Here is a 14,828-nt window from a genome sequence, read left to right on the forward strand (position 1 = left end):
TTTATTGCAATTTATAAATTGTAATTTCATTATATTCAAAATATTTATCATAAAATTTTAGAGGAATAGATTTTTGAATTTTTTTCTTGTATTCATTTGGCGAAATATAAAAAGTAATTTTTTTTCCTTTCATATTTAGCTTGTCATAGTATGTCGATTGGTTTTGCGAGAAATCATTAGGTGAAAATTCAAACTCTGGATATTCTTCCAGATGAATAAGAATTTGAGAACTGCCTCTTCCAATGTTTTTATAATCATTAAAAGTACCTTCTATTTTTACATACCCAAACTTTTGAATACTTTCTAAATTATCGTGTTTTTTTTCTTTAAAACAATTTTTTGTTAAGATTAAAAAATATATTCCAAAACAAATTATTGATGCCGAAATCAAATAAAATTGAGAATTTATTTTTTTAGTATTTGCTTGCACATATTTTTCTTTACAATAAGCAACTAATTCATTGTAATTTAATTGATCGTCTTTATAAATTGTGATTTTATTATTTGGAAATTGAATTTTTAATTTACGGGTATGTATAACAAAATCTTTAGCCTCTTTTTTGTAATATTCTTCTGAAAAGGATATTTTACTGTTGGGTATTAATTTTTTTCTTCCAAAAACGTTAATTAGCTCTGTTTCATTATTAAATATTATTATTTTAAAAACATTTGATAATGAAAAATAAATTATCAATGAGTAAATGGTAAAAATAATACTTCCGAATGTCAAATCAAGTGAACCTTTTTTTATTAAAATAAAAGGTAATCCTAAAATTGAAATAAAAGCTAAATTAAAATCATTATCAAAAAAGCTTCTTTTAAATTCAAATTTTTCTTTAGACATTAATAAAAAACTATTTCAACAAAACAGCAAGAATCCCCAAAATAGCCGGCAAAGCCTGAACAAAAAATATTCTTTTCGTCGCAGAAATTGCGCCATAAATTCCGGCTACAGCAACACAACCCAAGAAAAATAGGGAAATATTAGTTTGCCATTTCGGATCTTCAATTAAAAAAGACCAGATTAATCCTGCTGCAAGAAAACCGTTGTAAAGCCCCTGATTAGCGGCTAAACCTTTCGTTGGTTTAAACATTTCTGCAGGAAGTGCTTTTTTGAAGACTTCTTTTCCTTTGGTTTCCCATGCAAACATTTCCATCCAAAGAATGTAGATGTGTTCGATTGCGACAATTGCGATTAAAATTTTAGCAACGATTTCCATGATTTACTGTTTTGTCATTGTAAAACTAAAAAAATAAAGTTAAGTTTGGTTACACAATTTCAAAAATGGAAACTTTCAAGACACATTTAGATAAATTCATTGATATAAATGACGAAGAATTTGCTTCTGTTGTTTCTTTTTTTCAGGTATTGGAAGTAAAGAAAAAGCACAATATGATGCATGATGGCGAAGTTTGCAAATCGATGTTTTTTGTCGTAAAAGGTTGTATGAGAAAGTTTTTCGTGAATGAAAAGGGAGTAGAGCAGACCACAGAATTTGCTATAGAAAACTGGTGGATTACCGATACTTTCGCTTATGAAAGACAAATAAAATCAGACTTTTATATTCAGGCGGTAGAAAAATCTGTTATTTTGGAGATTAATCTTCAGACTCAGGAAGAATTATTGAAAGAACATCCGGTAATGGAGCGTTATTTCAGAATGATCTATCAGAGAGCTTATGCTGCATCAGAAAGGAGAATCCGCTATTTATATGAAATGAGCCGGGAAGAATTGTACACTCATTTCAGCACTCAATATCCTGAATTTATCCAAAGAATTCCACAATATTTAATTGCTTCCTATTTAGGTTTCACTCCGGAATATTTAAGTGAAATCAGAGCAAAATTACGTTCTTAAACCAGTTTAAGATTTTTGCGATTCAGAAGTCGCAACTTTGTCATGTAATAAAAAGCCAATATCATGACAAACAAAAACAATTTATTTCCACAGCTATTTTTGAGAATAGCAATTGCTGTAACAATGCTTTCTGCAATTGCCGACAGATTTGGATTTTGGGGTAAAAATTCCGCTTGGGGAAACTGGGAAAATTTTGAAAAATATACAAAACAGCTCACATTTTTTCTTCCTGAAAGTTTAAGCACATTTTCCGCATATGCTGCAACTTTTTTAGAAATACTTTTTCCATTAATGCTTATTTTAGGTTTTAAAACTAAGATAGCAGCTTATGGAGCGGGATTTTTATTGTTGATTTTTGCTTTGTCGATGTCGGTTGCATTGGGAATTAAAGCACCTTTGGATTACTCAGTCTGGGTAGGAAGTGCAGCTGCATTTTTATTGGCAAATCAGGAAAAATATTCATTTACAATAGATAATTTAACAAACAAAAAATAAAATAGTATGAGTACAAGACTAGACATGGCAACGACCGATAAGGCTGCCTACAAAGCAATGTTAGGATTAGAAGGTTACCTTCAGACAATTTCTTTAAACAAAATTCAGAAGGAATTGATCAAAATCAGAGCTTCACAAATCAACGGATGTGCATTCTGTTTGGATATGCACACGAAAGATGCCTTAAAATACGGCGAAACTCCACAAAGAATTTTCCTTTTAAATGCATGGAGAGAAGCGAAAGAATTGTTCACGGAAGAAGAACAGGTGATTTTGGAAATGACAGAAGAAATTACTTTAATCAGTCAAAAAGGATTAACAGAAGAAACGTATTACAAGGCAAAACAGGTTTTTGACGAAGCTACAATTGCACAGATCATCATGGCAATCATTACAATTAATGCATGGAACAGAATCGGAATTAGTACCCATTTGCCGATTGCGAAATAAATCTTGAGTTTAAGTTATTTACTAAAAGGCACTTCCCAATATTGAGAAGCGCTTTTGTTTATTGTAAGATTTTCCATTTCGTTTGTCTGAAAAATTTTCTTTTGGGATTAAATATTAAAATATTATTTACTTAATTCTTTTAAAATAGCTTCACCAACACTTTTTGCAGACTGTGGATTTTGCCCTGTAATTACTCTTTGATCCGTCACTACATGATTCTGCCAAAGTCCTGATTTTTCAAATTTTGCGCCTCTTTCTTTCAATTTATCTTCCAAAAGAAAAGGAACAACATTCGTTAATTTTACTTCAGATTCTTCTTCGTTGGTAAAAGCGTTGATTTTTTTGTCATCAACTAAATATTTACCATTGTTTAGTTTAATGTTCACCAAACCTGCAGGACCGTGACAAACTCCTGCAACAATTCCTCCGTTTTCATAAATTTTTGAAGCAATTGTTGATAACTCTGCATTATCCGCAAAATCCCACATTGCACCGTGACCTCCTGCGTAAAATATGGTTGAATAATCACCTGGATTCACTTGGGAAGGCTTTAAAGAATGGTCGATTTTATTTTTGTATTCTTTATTTTCCCAGAATTCTTTGTTTACCGGATCCTTTAAATCAAATCCGTCAACAGGAGGAGTTCCGCCTTTAGGACTTACAAAATCGATTTCGTAACCGGCATTGTGAAGAACTTCCCAAGGATGAGATACTTCCCCAAGATAATATCCGGTTTCCTCGCCTGTATCGCCCTTTTTATCATGACTGGTCACGACAAATAAAATTTTCTTTTTCATATTTTTAGATTTTTTGGTTTGCGATTGAACGAATCCTATTGTGAAAATGGCAAGCACTAAAAACACTAATTTTTTCATGTTTAAATTGTATTGGTTTGGATTTTTTACCACAAAAGAATCAATAGATTTTATTGCATTTTTAGAATTTTAAAAGTGTACAAAATTGAACTTGGAATTTTGTCTTCTTTCGTATTTCTTGTTTTCAATCATTTCTTTTGATTCTTTTGCGGTAAAAATATTAAATAATTTCAGTTAAATAAATCTGTGGTTTTTCCTGCAATTTTTCATCAACTAAAGCTCCAAAAGCTTGAATATATGATTGTTGATTGTGCTGCGCTAAACCTTCCTCACTTTTCCATATTTCATAGAAAACAAATTGATTTTTATCTTCAATTCCCTGATGAAGCGAGTATAATTCGTTCGCTTCTTCCTTTACGGTTTCTTTTACCATATTCTGAAGAACTTCCAAGACTTCAGATCTGTGTTCTTCTTTTGCCTTAATAACGGCTGTCAAATAAATTTTCATTAGACTAATTGTGGTTTTAATTCTTTTTCAAAAACTGTTGTAAGATGTTCTCTGTAAAGTTTCATGTCGCGTTCAATATTCGCATTTTTTTCTACATCATGGAAATGAAAACTTTCTATCTTTTCCAAAGAAACAAAAGAATTCATTCTATGAAAACCAAATAATGGTCCGTTATCTACGCTTGTTTCGTTAAAGAATTCTCCGGGAAGTGTGAAAGCCGTTTCAGGTGCATTCCAACTTGTTGTTACCATGTACTTTCTTCCACCCAACATTCCTCCTGTTCCGTAGTTTATTTTTGGATTATCCGAAGTTCTTCCGTCGCTCATATAAATTCCTTTGGCATGACCTGCTGTAAAAACTTCATCGATATATTTTTTCAAACCATTCGGTAACTGAAACCACCAGATCGGGGTGTGATAAATAATATAATCTGCCCAAACAAATTTTTCTACCTCTTCGTTTTTATCATAGCCTTCTCCTACATTCGTTATTTTTACCTCTACATTTTCAAATTCTTTTAAAACTTCCAATGTATTATCTGCGATTGTCTGATTATATTTTCCTCCGGAATGTCCGAAATTTTGTCCACCGTTAATGATTAATACTTTTTTCATTGTTGTATGATTGTTTAAATTTTATGATGCAAAGTTAGGATGGAGCTTTGTATAATAAAAATAATATGAATTATAGTTAAGTATTATAAAAATGATATATTGAAATTTCTAAATCATGTTGAATATCATTAATAATTAAATCTATTTTAAAATTCTGCACTGTAAATTTGTTTGATAAAATTGACGGATAAAATGATACAGATTGCAGTTTTTAGTGATGTGCATGGAAATCTTCCTGCGTTGGAAGTTGTGTTAAATGATATTGAAGAGAGAGGGATACAACAAAAGTTAAAAGTTTTGTCTGGGAGATCTGGTGGATTTTGCACCTTGGGGAAATGAAGTTATTGAAAAAATGAAGTTTTTAAATATTCCTTGTTTAATGGGAAATCACGATGAAAGAATTGCTTTTGACATTCCTGTAGTTCCTTTAAGTAAACATTCTCAGGAAGAAACCGAAGCCAGATTTTTAGCAATTGATCATTCTAAAAAATATATTACAAAAGAGAATAAAATATTTTTGTCAGAATTACCATTTTATTTAAAATTAAACTATAAGATAGGCAAAAAACATTGGAATATTCAATTGGTACATTCCAATTTAAAGAGTAATGATGTCTATTTGTATGAAAATGAAGACGATGGAATTTTTCAAAATATCTTGAATGAATCTCAGTCTGATGTAATTTTAATGGGACATACTCATTTATCTTTTACGAAATATTTTAACGGAAAGTGGGCAATTAACGCCGGTTCTGTAGGACGTTCAAGGGAAGAAAACAGATTGGCTTCTTATGTTATTTTGACTTTAAATGAAGAAAAAATTATTCCCTAAATCATTCAGTTGAATTATCCTCTTGAAGAAGTTGCCCAAAAAATCGAGAAAAGTGAAATTCCAGATTATTACGCTTCGTTTTTAAGAAATGAAAAGATATCAGTAATATGATTATTTTGTAATTTTGTATTAGAAATATGATGGGTAAATTGTAAATAGGCAATCACTTTTTCATTTATTTCAATTGAAAATTTTCACAATTCACAAATTTATAAATTATGGTAAATTTAGAATGGTACCGAACTTTTAAAGCAATTTATAAAACAGGAACTTTAACGGGAGCGGCAGATTCTCTGTTCATTTCTCAGCCGGGAGTAAGTTTACATTTGAGTTCTCTGGAAGCGTATGTCGGATATAAATTATTTGACAGAACCGGCAGAAAAATGATTCCTACGGAAAGAGGAAAGGTTTTATTCAATGCGGTTTCCGAGCCTTTGACAAAGCTGGAAGATGTTGAGAAAAACTTTCAGAAATCTACGGAAAAACATACACCGACGATCAGTGTAGGAATGTGTTTTGAGACTTTTCAGACGACTTTGGAGCAGTATGTTTCTACTTTACCTTTTAATTTAATCATCAGTTTTGGAGAATATCCTGAAATGTTGGATCAGCTGGATAAAGGGATTTTAGATTTAATTATTACACCCAAAAAAGGAACTTCACCTAATATTTTACATGAAGCATTTTCTTCTGAACAAATTATTTTGGTTGGTGGAAAAAATGTGGATACAGAAAGTTTCAATGAAGTGATTGCTACAAAAGGTTTAGAACATGTCGAAGAATGGCTGAAACAGGAAAAATGGTACGGAACAACGGGAGATATGGAACATCTTTTCCAGTTCTGGATCTTGAATTTTGGTCATAAACCGAATTTCCGTCCGAATTATATTGTTCCTAATTTAAATTCCATTATCCGTTGTCTGAAAGGTGGAACAGGATTAGCTGTCGTTCCTGATTTTTTATGTAAAAACGAAATTGAAAGCGGTGATGTAAAACTGATTTGGGAAGGTGAAAAAAAATTAGAGAATACATTATATTTCGGATGCAGAAAAAAAACGAATTATGTAGAAGAAATCGATCATATTAAAGGTTTGTTTAGAAAAATGATGAGTAAGAATGAGGCTTTGATTGTTTAATTTTTGTAGGATTTGTCATTCTGAAAGAAACAAAGCGGATTGAAGAATCTCTAATCATTTATAGTGGGATTCTTCCTTCGTCAGAATGACACTGCGTAGATTATTTTCTCACAAACTCATATGAATAATAGGATAATCTTTCCCGGAACCATCTTTTTCAGATCTCCCAATTTGCTTGAATCCCATCTTTTCATAGAACCCAATCGCTTGCGGGTTTTGTTCATTCACATCAACTTTTGTTAAGCCGGTTTTTTCTTTCATGAATCGATACAATTCTTTTCCCAAACCTTTTCCACGTACATCATCATGAATGAACAACATTTCCAGATTTCCTTCTGAGATTGATGCAAAACCTTGTATTAATTCGTGTTGAAAAATAAGGTATACTTCAAGATTAGGTAAATAATGTTTAGGAATAATTTCTTTAAAATAATTAAAATCTTCTTCAGTAAGAAAATTGTGAGTTGCTTTCACAGCTGATTCCCAGATTTCCATAATTCTCGGATAATCTTCTGATACAGCTATTCTGATTGGGTGTGACATAGTTTTAGATTTTCTGTAAAAGTAAAATATTTAAGTAAAACATAAAATCTAAAGTAAAATTGGTAACTGGAAATTCCAAAATTTTGTCGGAAATTTGTTTGACTTTAATTAAAATTAAACAAGATATTATTATGGGACAAAAAACATATACAGGACAACCTGTAATTACATTAAACAATGGAGTTGATATTCCGGCTTTAGGTTTCGGAGTTTGGCAGATGGAAGATATGCAGGAATGTGAAAATGCCGTGATCAGAGCAATTGAAACTGGTTACAGAATGATCGATACGGCTTCTATTTATCAAAATGAAACGGCTGTCGGAAATGCCATTAAAAATAGTGGAATAGACAGAGAAGATTTGTTTGTGACTTCTAAACTTTGGGTTCAGGATACAACTTATGATAAGGCGAAAGGTGCTTTTCAGAGAACGTTGGACAGATTACAGCTGGATTATTTGGATATGTACCTTATTCACTGGCCTTATTCGGATTTTGTGGGTGCTTGGAAAGCGTTGGAAGAATTGTATCATGAGGGAAAAATCAAAGCGATCGGAGTTTGTAACTTTACCGTTGAGAAAATGGAGGAATTGAAAGTAAATTCAACGGTTTTGCCTGTTATTAATCAAATAGAATTGCACCCTATTTTCCAACAAAAAGAATTGCAGATTTACGATAGAGAAAATAACATAGTTACTCAACCTTGGAGCCCGCTTGGAAATGGAAATGCAGGACTTTTAGATAATTCAGAATTAAAAAATATTGCTTTAAAATATAATAAAACAGTCGCTCAGGTTATTTTGAGATGGCATTTACAGGAAGGTTTCTGTGTGATTCCGAAGTCTGTGACGCCTTCTAGAATTGAGGAAAATTTCAATGTTTTTGATTTTGAATTATCGGAAGATGAAATGAATGTGGTTCGTTCTTTAGATACTGGAAAAAGATTGTTCTTCGATCCGAAAGATGCCGCTTGGGAAGAGAAGATGCTGAATTCTGTAGCAGATATTTAATACTTACGATTTAAAATAATGCTTACAAAGAATTTCTATGGCTTATTTTTATTATCATTTTTTTCATGTCAAAACTCATCAGATAAGACAAATAAAAATCAGCAAAACATAATTTTTAAAGATAGCTCAGGACATTCTATAAAGAAAGAAGATCTTGAAAATATTACAGGAAAGGTAAATTATGAAATTATGAGTAATCAAACAATTGATCCAAAAGCAATAAGCTTACATCATGAAGCGAGAGAACTTGGACAAAAGGGCAATTATGACCTGTCAATTGCAAAACTTGAAGAAGCAATAGATATTCAGCCTAATTGGGCATATCCAACTTACGACTTGGCATATACTTATTTGTTAAAAGGTGATTATGATAATGCTTTAAAATTTTATAAGAAAACAGACGAATTAGAACCTAAAGGATTTTTCACTTCAAAAACTGCTTTATATACTTTGGAAGGGGAAAAATCAGGAAAATTCCCGAAAGGTTTATATGTTGCGTATATGCAGATTGAATGGACAGATGACGTAAGTGAAAAAATGAAAATAGCAAGAGCCATAACGGAAAAAATCCCAGACTTTCCTCCGGCTTGGAAAGATCTTGCAATTTTGCTTGATAATAAAATAGAAAGATTAAAAGCTATTGAGAAGGGGCTTTCTAAAAATCCTGATGCAGATACGAAAGGAATTTTAGAAATCAATAAAGCAATTATATTAAACGAGAGCGGTGAGAAGGAAAAAGCTAAAAAGCTTTTAGGAAATCTTATTTTTTCACCTGATGCAACTATATCAAATGTAGAACTGGCAAAATTCACTTTAAAATCAATAACGGCAGATAACTGAGAAGTTGCCTGTCATTAATTTTTATAAGGAAAGCAATAATTTAAATTATTGCTTTTTTTATTTATGTAATTCTTAACTTTACTTAAATCTAAAAACTAATATTATGAATTCAGAAGAAAACAAAAAACCGACAGCAAATGCGGTTCCGGAATCAGTTAATGAGCAAATTACAGACGCTGTAACGCAATCTAATGTAAAAGTTGTTGATGAAGCTCCGGCAATTGCTTTAGGTAATGTATATCAAACAGCAGCACATTCCACAGGAATTATGTTTGAAAATGCTGTAAATACTCAAAATCAACAGAATATTTTGGGACAGGCTGCGACGACGCAAGGGGTTATGCAAATTTATAGTATGGATACGGTTGCAGATGCGATTTCTATTGAGAGAATGCTCAATCCTACAAGTGCGAAAGTAGAACCAGAACATGATGAGAATCAAATTGATGATGAAGAAGGTGAAAATACTGGCTCAGGTGGAGTAGGTAATGGTTAACAAAAAATTTTTAACAATAAAAAACTCCTTTCAAATCGAAAGGAGTTTTGCTTTATATCAATGAAATTATTTCGTTAAATCAAGTCCGCCAAAGTTACCGGAACTCATCATCAGAAAAACACCTTTTGTTTTATCTAATAAATCCCAATAAGCATGAAGTTCTTCAGCATTTGTGAAAACCTTTAAATTTTCATTTTTGAATTTTTCTTTAATGAATTCAGGTGAAATTGGTTCCATTCTTTTGATCTTTAAAGCATCTTCGGAATAGAAAACAATAGCTTCATCCAAACCATCCATCGCATGATCATATTGTTCTAAAAATACTGGATTTAAACTTGAATACGTATGTAATTCAAGGAATCCGTATTTTTTATCTTTTTTAAATTGTTCGTTAAAGGCTTTTACCGCAGCTTTTACCTTGCTCGGAGCATGTGCAAAATCTTTGTAAAGCGTTCCTTTATCTTCTCTTTCTACTTTCTCCAAACGTTTAGAAGCCCCTTTGAAACTCATAATTGCTTCATAGAAATCTTCATCCATAATTCCCAAAGTATGGCAAATGTGTCTTGCCCCTTCAAGGTTCAGTAAATTGTGAGCTCCAAAAACAGAAAGCGGAACATCTCCCATTTCGGTTTTTAAATGAACTTTTTCGTTAATGATTTCGTATTCAGGCGTTTTGTAAGGGATCTTTCTGAAATAATTTTCAGCTGCTTCCACTACTTTTACCACTTCAGCATCTTCTTCATTATATACCAAAACACCGCCTGCAGTAATGCTTGCGACGAATTTTCTGAATTGTTCAATATAATCATCAAACGTTTTAAAAACATTGATGTGATCCCATGCAATTCCGCTCATCAAAGCAATATTCGGTTGATACAGCAAAAATTTAGAACGAAGATCGATAGGAGAGGAAAGATATTCATCACCTTCCAATACCATGAAATCATTGTCCTGAGTTAATTTCACCATACAATCAAAGCCTTCCAGCTGAGCTCCCACCATGAAATCTACATCTTTCTGATGGAAATTCAAGACATGAAGAATCATTGAAGTAATTGTCGTTTTCCCATGAGAACCTGCGATAACAACTCTTGTTTTATTTTTTGACTGTTCGTATAAAAATTCAGGGTAAGAATATATTTTTAAGCCCAGTTCTTTTGCTTTTGCCAGTTCAGGATTGTCCTGATGAGCATGCATTCCAAGAATTACGGCTTCAATATCAGAGGTGATTTTTTCAGGAAACCAACCCATTTCTTCGGGCAAAATTCCTTTCTTTTCCAGTCTTGATCTTGAGGGTTCGAAAATAGCATCATCTGAACCTGTTACCTGATATCCTTTATCTTTTAATGCAATCGCAAGATTATGCATAGCGCTTCCGCCGATAGCGATGAAATGGGTCTTCAATTGTATTTATGGTTTTTTTACATTAATATTTATGATCTCCTGAAAGGCATTGGTGATGTTCGCCCAGTTTGTTTTAAAATTTGGCATTACTGAACTCGCATCTGTTTTACTGCCTTCATTAGGACCTTTCTTTACATTGATAGAAGTTGCGATATTGTCGTAGATCTTTTTGCGATCTTCCTGTATTCTTCTAAAATTATTTTGAGAAAGCGTATTGTCTAGTTTTTTCAGATCTTCATCTGTAATTTTAAAATCTTGCTTATACTTTTTTCCCTGCCCTTCGAAAGAATAGTGCGCATTGTTTCCTTTAATCAGTAAATTCTCATATATAGGAGTATAACCCCCACTTTTGGAATAACTGATGTCAAAATCCGAATATACTTTCTGGCTGTTACATGAAATTAATACTATGATGGCGAATAAGATCCCTATTATTCTTTTCATAATTTTTTCTACTTTAATTATCTGAGTCCTTTTGTTCTAATTTTTTAGCTTTTAATTCTTCATCATAACTGTGTAGTATATTGAAATCCTCAGTCTGCTCTATGGCAGTCATGATTTTATATAAAATCTGCTGAGCATTTTCTTTGTCATAATCTATATCAAGAGGCGGTTTGAACTCCATTGTCGGTTTTACGCCTGTAACCTTTACGCGGAGACCCTTTTTGTCAAACGCTCTTCGGAATCCGTTGATTTTTATCGGAATCACGATTGGTCGCTGATTTTTGACCAATTTTGCTGTACCTCTTCTTCCCTGTGCAAAAGCTGCAGTAGTTCCTTGAGGGAAAGTTGCTACCCAGCCGTTGTCAAGAGCTTTCATAATATTATCAACCTCGCTCATATCCACCATTCTATTGACATTTTTGCCTTCAGCTCTCCAGGTTCTTTTTACAGTTACTGCGCCTGCAATTTTAAAAATTTTTGGAAGAATGCCTTTATTCATGGTTTCTTCGGCAGCTACATAGTAAAAGTCTATCTTTGGATTTAAAAGGTAGATCGGGTTTTTTATGGTATTTAAATATCCGTTGTTTACCGAACAGAATGCGTGATACATTGCCGCTACATCTGCAAAATAAGTCTGATGATTTGCCACAAACAAAACATTGGAATCCGGAAGATCCACAAGATGTTCGGTTCCGGTGATTTTTAATTTATTAAAGCCATTGAATCTTCTGTAAGACACAATTCCTAAAATAAAAATAATAAACCTTTTTAAAAAATAAGGAGTTCCGAACGCGTCGGTGAAAATACTTTTCTTCGCCATCTCTCAATTAAACACGGTAATGCAAAGTTACATTTTTTTCAGCAACTGACTGAATTCGCTCAATATCATCGCTGTAGCTCCCCAAATGATATATCCGTTGAAATTGATCACCGGAACTTCATTTCCTCCTGCAGTGGGTAAAGCCATTATTTCTGGCTGATCAGGAAGATTTAGGAAACATGTAATAGGAAATTCTATGACTTCTACTGCTTCGCTTTGTTGCAAAACGAATTCAGGATTCTTTTTAGTATATGAAATGTAAGGATAAACGTAAAAATTACTTGGCGGAATGTAGATTGGCGACATTTCTCTTATAATTCTTACATAATGTTTGTCGATCCCGATTTCTTCTGAAGTCTCACGGACAGCCGTTTCTGCAAAATCCTGATCCATTTCTTCGCGCTTTCCGCCCGGTAGAGAAATTTGTCCGCTGTGTCGGTCATGTTCATTGATAGTCCTTTGAATTAAGGGAAAATGCCATTCATCGTTTTTCAGATACAAAACAATATTGACAGCTGCAAATTTCGGATTTTTTTCCAAAACCTCTTCATAGGTAAAAACAGGTCGTGAAGGTGGTGAAAAAACACCGTGAGCATTTATTCCAGGTAACTGCGCAGTTTTTATTTTTCTTAATAAATCTTTTCCAAAACTCATTCTCAAATTTAATAATTTCTTTTGAAGAAAGGAAGAGTGATGAGTGTTAATTAATGGTAAAAAGAATAAGAACATTGTAAAAGGAGTGGGAAGGCTGATATTTTAATCATTATTTTATAAATTCCGGTTTATAAAAGCTTCAGATCTTATATGATGAATGAAAATTCTGAAAAAATTTACGGGGTAGATAAAGCTTTTTTGTGTTCTGATTGCCATTTTTGTGTCATTTTTTTTGGTTAACAGAAACGAAGGTATAACAGAAATTTTCATTTTTAATCACCTGTGAAAACTATGACCGGTTTTGACATCTTTTGACCGGTTTTGACCGGTATTAAAACCCATTTCTTCGGATCATGTTCGGGTCTTCTTCGGGTCGGCTTCGGAAAAATGGGATTTTTTCCGAAGGATTGTCGAAGGACACCCGAACGATTTTCGGAAAAAATATGACAGAGTTTTAAGTTTTATTTACCAAATATTTAATAATTAAGAATACTATTCTGAGATGAAATCGATAGTAGAAAGCTTTATTTAATGTTGATTTTTAACAGGATAAGCAAACAAATTACACTTTTTTGAAATTAATTTATTTTGTTTTATAGTAGAAAATTATTTGTTAAAATATAAAATATGAAGAATCAGAATATCTTAACTGCAAGAAAATATAAATATTATTCACCACCAATTATTTTATTACTGACCGTCTGTAACATCTATTTTTTGCAGATGTAATTATTTTTTCTAATTTCGCCTTATAATTTTAACGAAACAAGCGTAAGCTATCATATTGGTATTAGAAAACTGCGAATCTTCATGTATCCAAATTTTGATAGACTTACGCCCGTGTATCCATATGGCACGGGCTAAGTCTTTTTGGATACAGGGTTCTTCGCAGTACCTCTAATACGGATTGACTTTTGCTCCGTGCTTTTTCATGTTAAAACAATTTTCCAACCTAAAGGCAAAAAACGGCATCCTTAAAATAATACGACATACTTTGACGTTTGTAAGGATTAGTTTTGCCAAACAGGGGAAGAATTAACGGTGAAATCTTTTAATAATAAAAACTAAAAAAACAAAAACCATGATCAACACAAATGACTTTCGGATAATTTCCATCAGCAATAACAATTCTTTAAGATTGGGGTTTCCCTTATTTTCTAACGAAAAACTCTTCATAATTTAGGACACAAATAATAACTAAAAACTTAACACTAAGAATGAAAAGACTCTATGTGACTGCACTTTCCATGTGCACGGTTCTGGGTATTGAGGCTCAGGAAACACAGGTAGTCTGGCAAAAGGATATCAAATCCTCGACGCAGGATTTCCTTTCCCAGGTCACCACAACAATTGACGGGCAGTATTTAATTACAGGCAGCAGTATTCAAAGCAGTAATCTTCAGGCAGCAGGCAGTAAGCAGAATAATGGTTACGATTTACATTTGGTCAAACTGAATCAGCAGGGCGATGAAGTCTGGGAGAAATACTTCTCGGGGAAAAACCATGATTTTTTATCGGCAACGGTAAATACACAGGAAGGAGGATTTTTACTTGCCGGAACTTCCTATTCAGGAAAAGGCTTGGATAAAAAAGAAGAATCAAAAGGAGGTTCAGACATTTGGCTGATCAGAATCAATGAATTCGGGGATGAATTGTGGCAGAAAACGATTGGTTCTATAGGCGATGAAGAAGCAAGAAGCGTAATCCAAACGACTGATTTCGGGTATTTTGTTGCAGGTAATGTTCAGAACTCAGCCAAAGGCTACGGTTCCAAAGATGTTTTGATTGTAAGACTGGACAAAAACGGGAAAGAATTATCTCAGATTGTTTTAGGCGGAAAAGGACTCGATGAAGTTGAAAAAATGATCCCTACAAAAGATGGCGGAGCTTTACTGGGAGTTTATTCAAGAAG

The 14,828-nt window shown here is 32.8% G+C and carries 18 protein-coding genes and 1 pseudogene; 9 read left to right on the top strand and 10 right to left on the bottom strand.

Translation table 11 applies throughout. The annotated features are described in order from the left end of the window. Position 1 precedes the first annotated feature (1 nt). Together ABD940_RS15070 and ABD940_RS15075 are read right to left on the bottom strand one after the other, a co-directional pair. Positions 2-844, bottom strand: coding sequence for a hypothetical protein (locus ABD940_RS15070; protein WP_345205597.1), 843 nt, complete (start codon positions 842-844; stop codon positions 2-4). A 10-nt stretch (positions 845-854) separates the two neighbouring features. Beyond that, complete coding sequence (locus ABD940_RS15075) at positions 855-1,220, bottom strand: DUF1304 domain-containing protein (protein ID WP_345205600.1); 366 nt, start codon at positions 1,218-1,220, stop codon at positions 855-857. A 65-nt stretch (positions 1,221-1,285) separates the two neighbouring features. Here ABD940_RS15075 and ABD940_RS15080 point away from each other — a divergent pair, with 65 nt between their 5' ends. From ABD940_RS15080 to ABD940_RS15090, 3 genes are all read left to right on the top strand, one after another. Next, complete coding sequence (locus ABD940_RS15080; protein WP_345205602.1) at positions 1,286-1,858, top strand: Crp/Fnr family transcriptional regulator; 573 nt, start codon at positions 1,286-1,288, stop codon at positions 1,856-1,858. Between the two features lie 63 nt (positions 1,859-1,921). Then, positions 1,922-2,353 (top strand): DoxX family protein, encoded by a 432-nt coding sequence (locus ABD940_RS15085; protein WP_345205605.1) that lies wholly within the window; start codon positions 1,922-1,924, stop codon positions 2,351-2,353. Positions 2,354-2,359: 6 nt separating this feature from the next. Further along, a complete protein-coding gene (locus tag ABD940_RS15090; protein WP_345205607.1) occupies positions 2,360-2,803 on the top strand; it encodes a carboxymuconolactone decarboxylase family protein in 444 nt (147 codons plus the stop codon). Between the two features lie 122 nt (positions 2,804-2,925). Here ABD940_RS15090 and ABD940_RS15095 read toward each other — a convergent pair whose 3' ends face one another. From ABD940_RS15095 to ABD940_RS15105, 3 genes are all read right to left on the bottom strand, one after another. Beyond that, positions 2,926-3,600: a type 1 glutamine amidotransferase domain-containing protein gene (locus ABD940_RS15095; RefSeq protein ID WP_345205611.1), complete on the bottom strand. Its 675-nt coding sequence runs from the start codon at positions 3,598-3,600 to the stop codon at positions 2,926-2,928. A 238-nt stretch (positions 3,601-3,838) separates the two neighbouring features. Further along, positions 3,839-4,126: a putative quinol monooxygenase gene (locus ABD940_RS15100; protein ID WP_345205614.1), complete on the bottom strand. Its 288-nt coding sequence runs from the start codon at positions 4,124-4,126 to the stop codon at positions 3,839-3,841. Next, complete coding sequence (locus ABD940_RS15105) at positions 4,126-4,740, bottom strand: NAD(P)H-dependent oxidoreductase (protein WP_345205616.1); 615 nt, start codon at positions 4,738-4,740, stop codon at positions 4,126-4,128. Before ABD940_RS15105 ends, ABD940_RS15100 begins: the two co-directional genes overlap by 1 nt. Positions 4,741-5,092: 352 nt before the next feature. Between ABD940_RS15105 and ABD940_RS15110 the strand changes: the two genes are divergently transcribed. Together ABD940_RS15110 and ABD940_RS15115 are read left to right on the top strand one after the other, a co-directional pair. Continuing rightward, positions 5,093-5,572 carry a metallophosphoesterase family protein gene (locus tag ABD940_RS15110; RefSeq protein ID WP_345205619.1) on the top strand — a complete coding sequence of 160 codons (480 nt, stop codon included), beginning with the start codon at positions 5,093-5,095 and terminating at the stop codon, positions 5,570-5,572. Positions 5,573-5,790: 218 nt separating this feature from the next. Then, a complete protein-coding gene (locus tag ABD940_RS15115; protein WP_345205622.1) occupies positions 5,791-6,708 on the top strand; it encodes a LysR family transcriptional regulator in 918 nt (305 codons plus the stop codon). Positions 6,709-6,816: 108 nt separating this feature from the next. Here the strand turns inward: ABD940_RS15115 and ABD940_RS15120 are convergent, their stop codons facing one another. Further along, on the bottom strand, positions 6,817-7,251 hold the full coding sequence (locus ABD940_RS15120) for a GNAT family N-acetyltransferase (protein WP_345205625.1): 435 nt from the start codon (positions 7,249-7,251) through the stop codon (positions 6,817-6,819). Positions 7,252-7,382: 131 nt separating this feature from the next. On the opposite strand from ABD940_RS15120, the gene ABD940_RS15125 reads away from it, so the two are divergent. The 3 genes from ABD940_RS15125 to ABD940_RS15135 all read left to right on the top strand — a co-directional run bounded on the left by ABD940_RS15125 (position 7,383) and on the right by ABD940_RS15135 (position 9,594). After that, positions 7,383-8,258 carry an aldo/keto reductase gene (locus tag ABD940_RS15125; RefSeq protein ID WP_345205629.1) on the top strand — a complete coding sequence of 292 codons (876 nt, stop codon included), beginning with the start codon at positions 7,383-7,385 and terminating at the stop codon, positions 8,256-8,258. An 18-nt stretch (positions 8,259-8,276) separates the two neighbouring features. Continuing rightward, the gene (locus tag ABD940_RS15130; protein ID WP_345205632.1) at positions 8,277-9,098 is read left to right on the top strand and encodes a tetratricopeptide repeat protein; all 822 of its coding nucleotides are present in this window, start codon (positions 8,277-8,279) and stop codon (positions 9,096-9,098) included. Positions 9,099-9,201: 103 nt separating this feature from the next. Then, a complete protein-coding gene (locus ABD940_RS15135) occupies positions 9,202-9,594 on the top strand; it encodes a RebB family R body protein (RefSeq protein ID WP_345205635.1) in 393 nt (130 codons plus the stop codon). 66 nt (positions 9,595-9,660) lie between these two features. On the opposite strand, the gene ABD940_RS15140 is transcribed toward ABD940_RS15135, so the two are convergent. From ABD940_RS15140 to ABD940_RS15155, 4 genes are read right to left on the bottom strand one after another with little or no spacing between them, the layout of a single operon-like run. Beyond that, the gene (locus tag ABD940_RS15140; RefSeq protein ID WP_345205638.1) at positions 9,661-10,998 is read right to left on the bottom strand and encodes a UDP-N-acetylmuramate--L-alanine ligase; all 1,338 of its coding nucleotides are present in this window, start codon (positions 10,996-10,998) and stop codon (positions 9,661-9,663) included. Positions 10,999-11,004: 6 nt separating this feature from the next. Next, positions 11,005-11,442, bottom strand: coding sequence for a hypothetical protein (locus tag ABD940_RS15145; RefSeq protein ID WP_345205642.1), 438 nt, complete (start codon positions 11,440-11,442; stop codon positions 11,005-11,007). A gap of 13 nt (positions 11,443-11,455) precedes the next feature. Then, a complete protein-coding gene (locus ABD940_RS15150) occupies positions 11,456-12,262 on the bottom strand; it encodes a lysophospholipid acyltransferase family protein (protein WP_345205644.1) in 807 nt (268 codons plus the stop codon). A gap of 27 nt (positions 12,263-12,289) precedes the next feature. After that, complete coding sequence (locus ABD940_RS15155) at positions 12,290-12,916, bottom strand: NUDIX hydrolase (protein ID WP_345205647.1); 627 nt, start codon at positions 12,914-12,916, stop codon at positions 12,290-12,292. 1,217 nt (positions 12,917-14,133) lie between these two features. On the opposite strand from ABD940_RS15155, the pseudogene ABD940_RS15160 reads away from it, so the two are divergent. After that, positions 14,134-14,828, top strand: a pseudogene (locus tag ABD940_RS15160) (T9SS type A sorting domain-containing protein); the annotation flags it as partial.

Source organism: Chryseobacterium ginsengisoli (assembly GCF_039542325.1).
Lineage (GTDB): Bacteria > Bacteroidota > Bacteroidia > Flavobacteriales > Weeksellaceae > Chryseobacterium > Chryseobacterium ginsengisoli.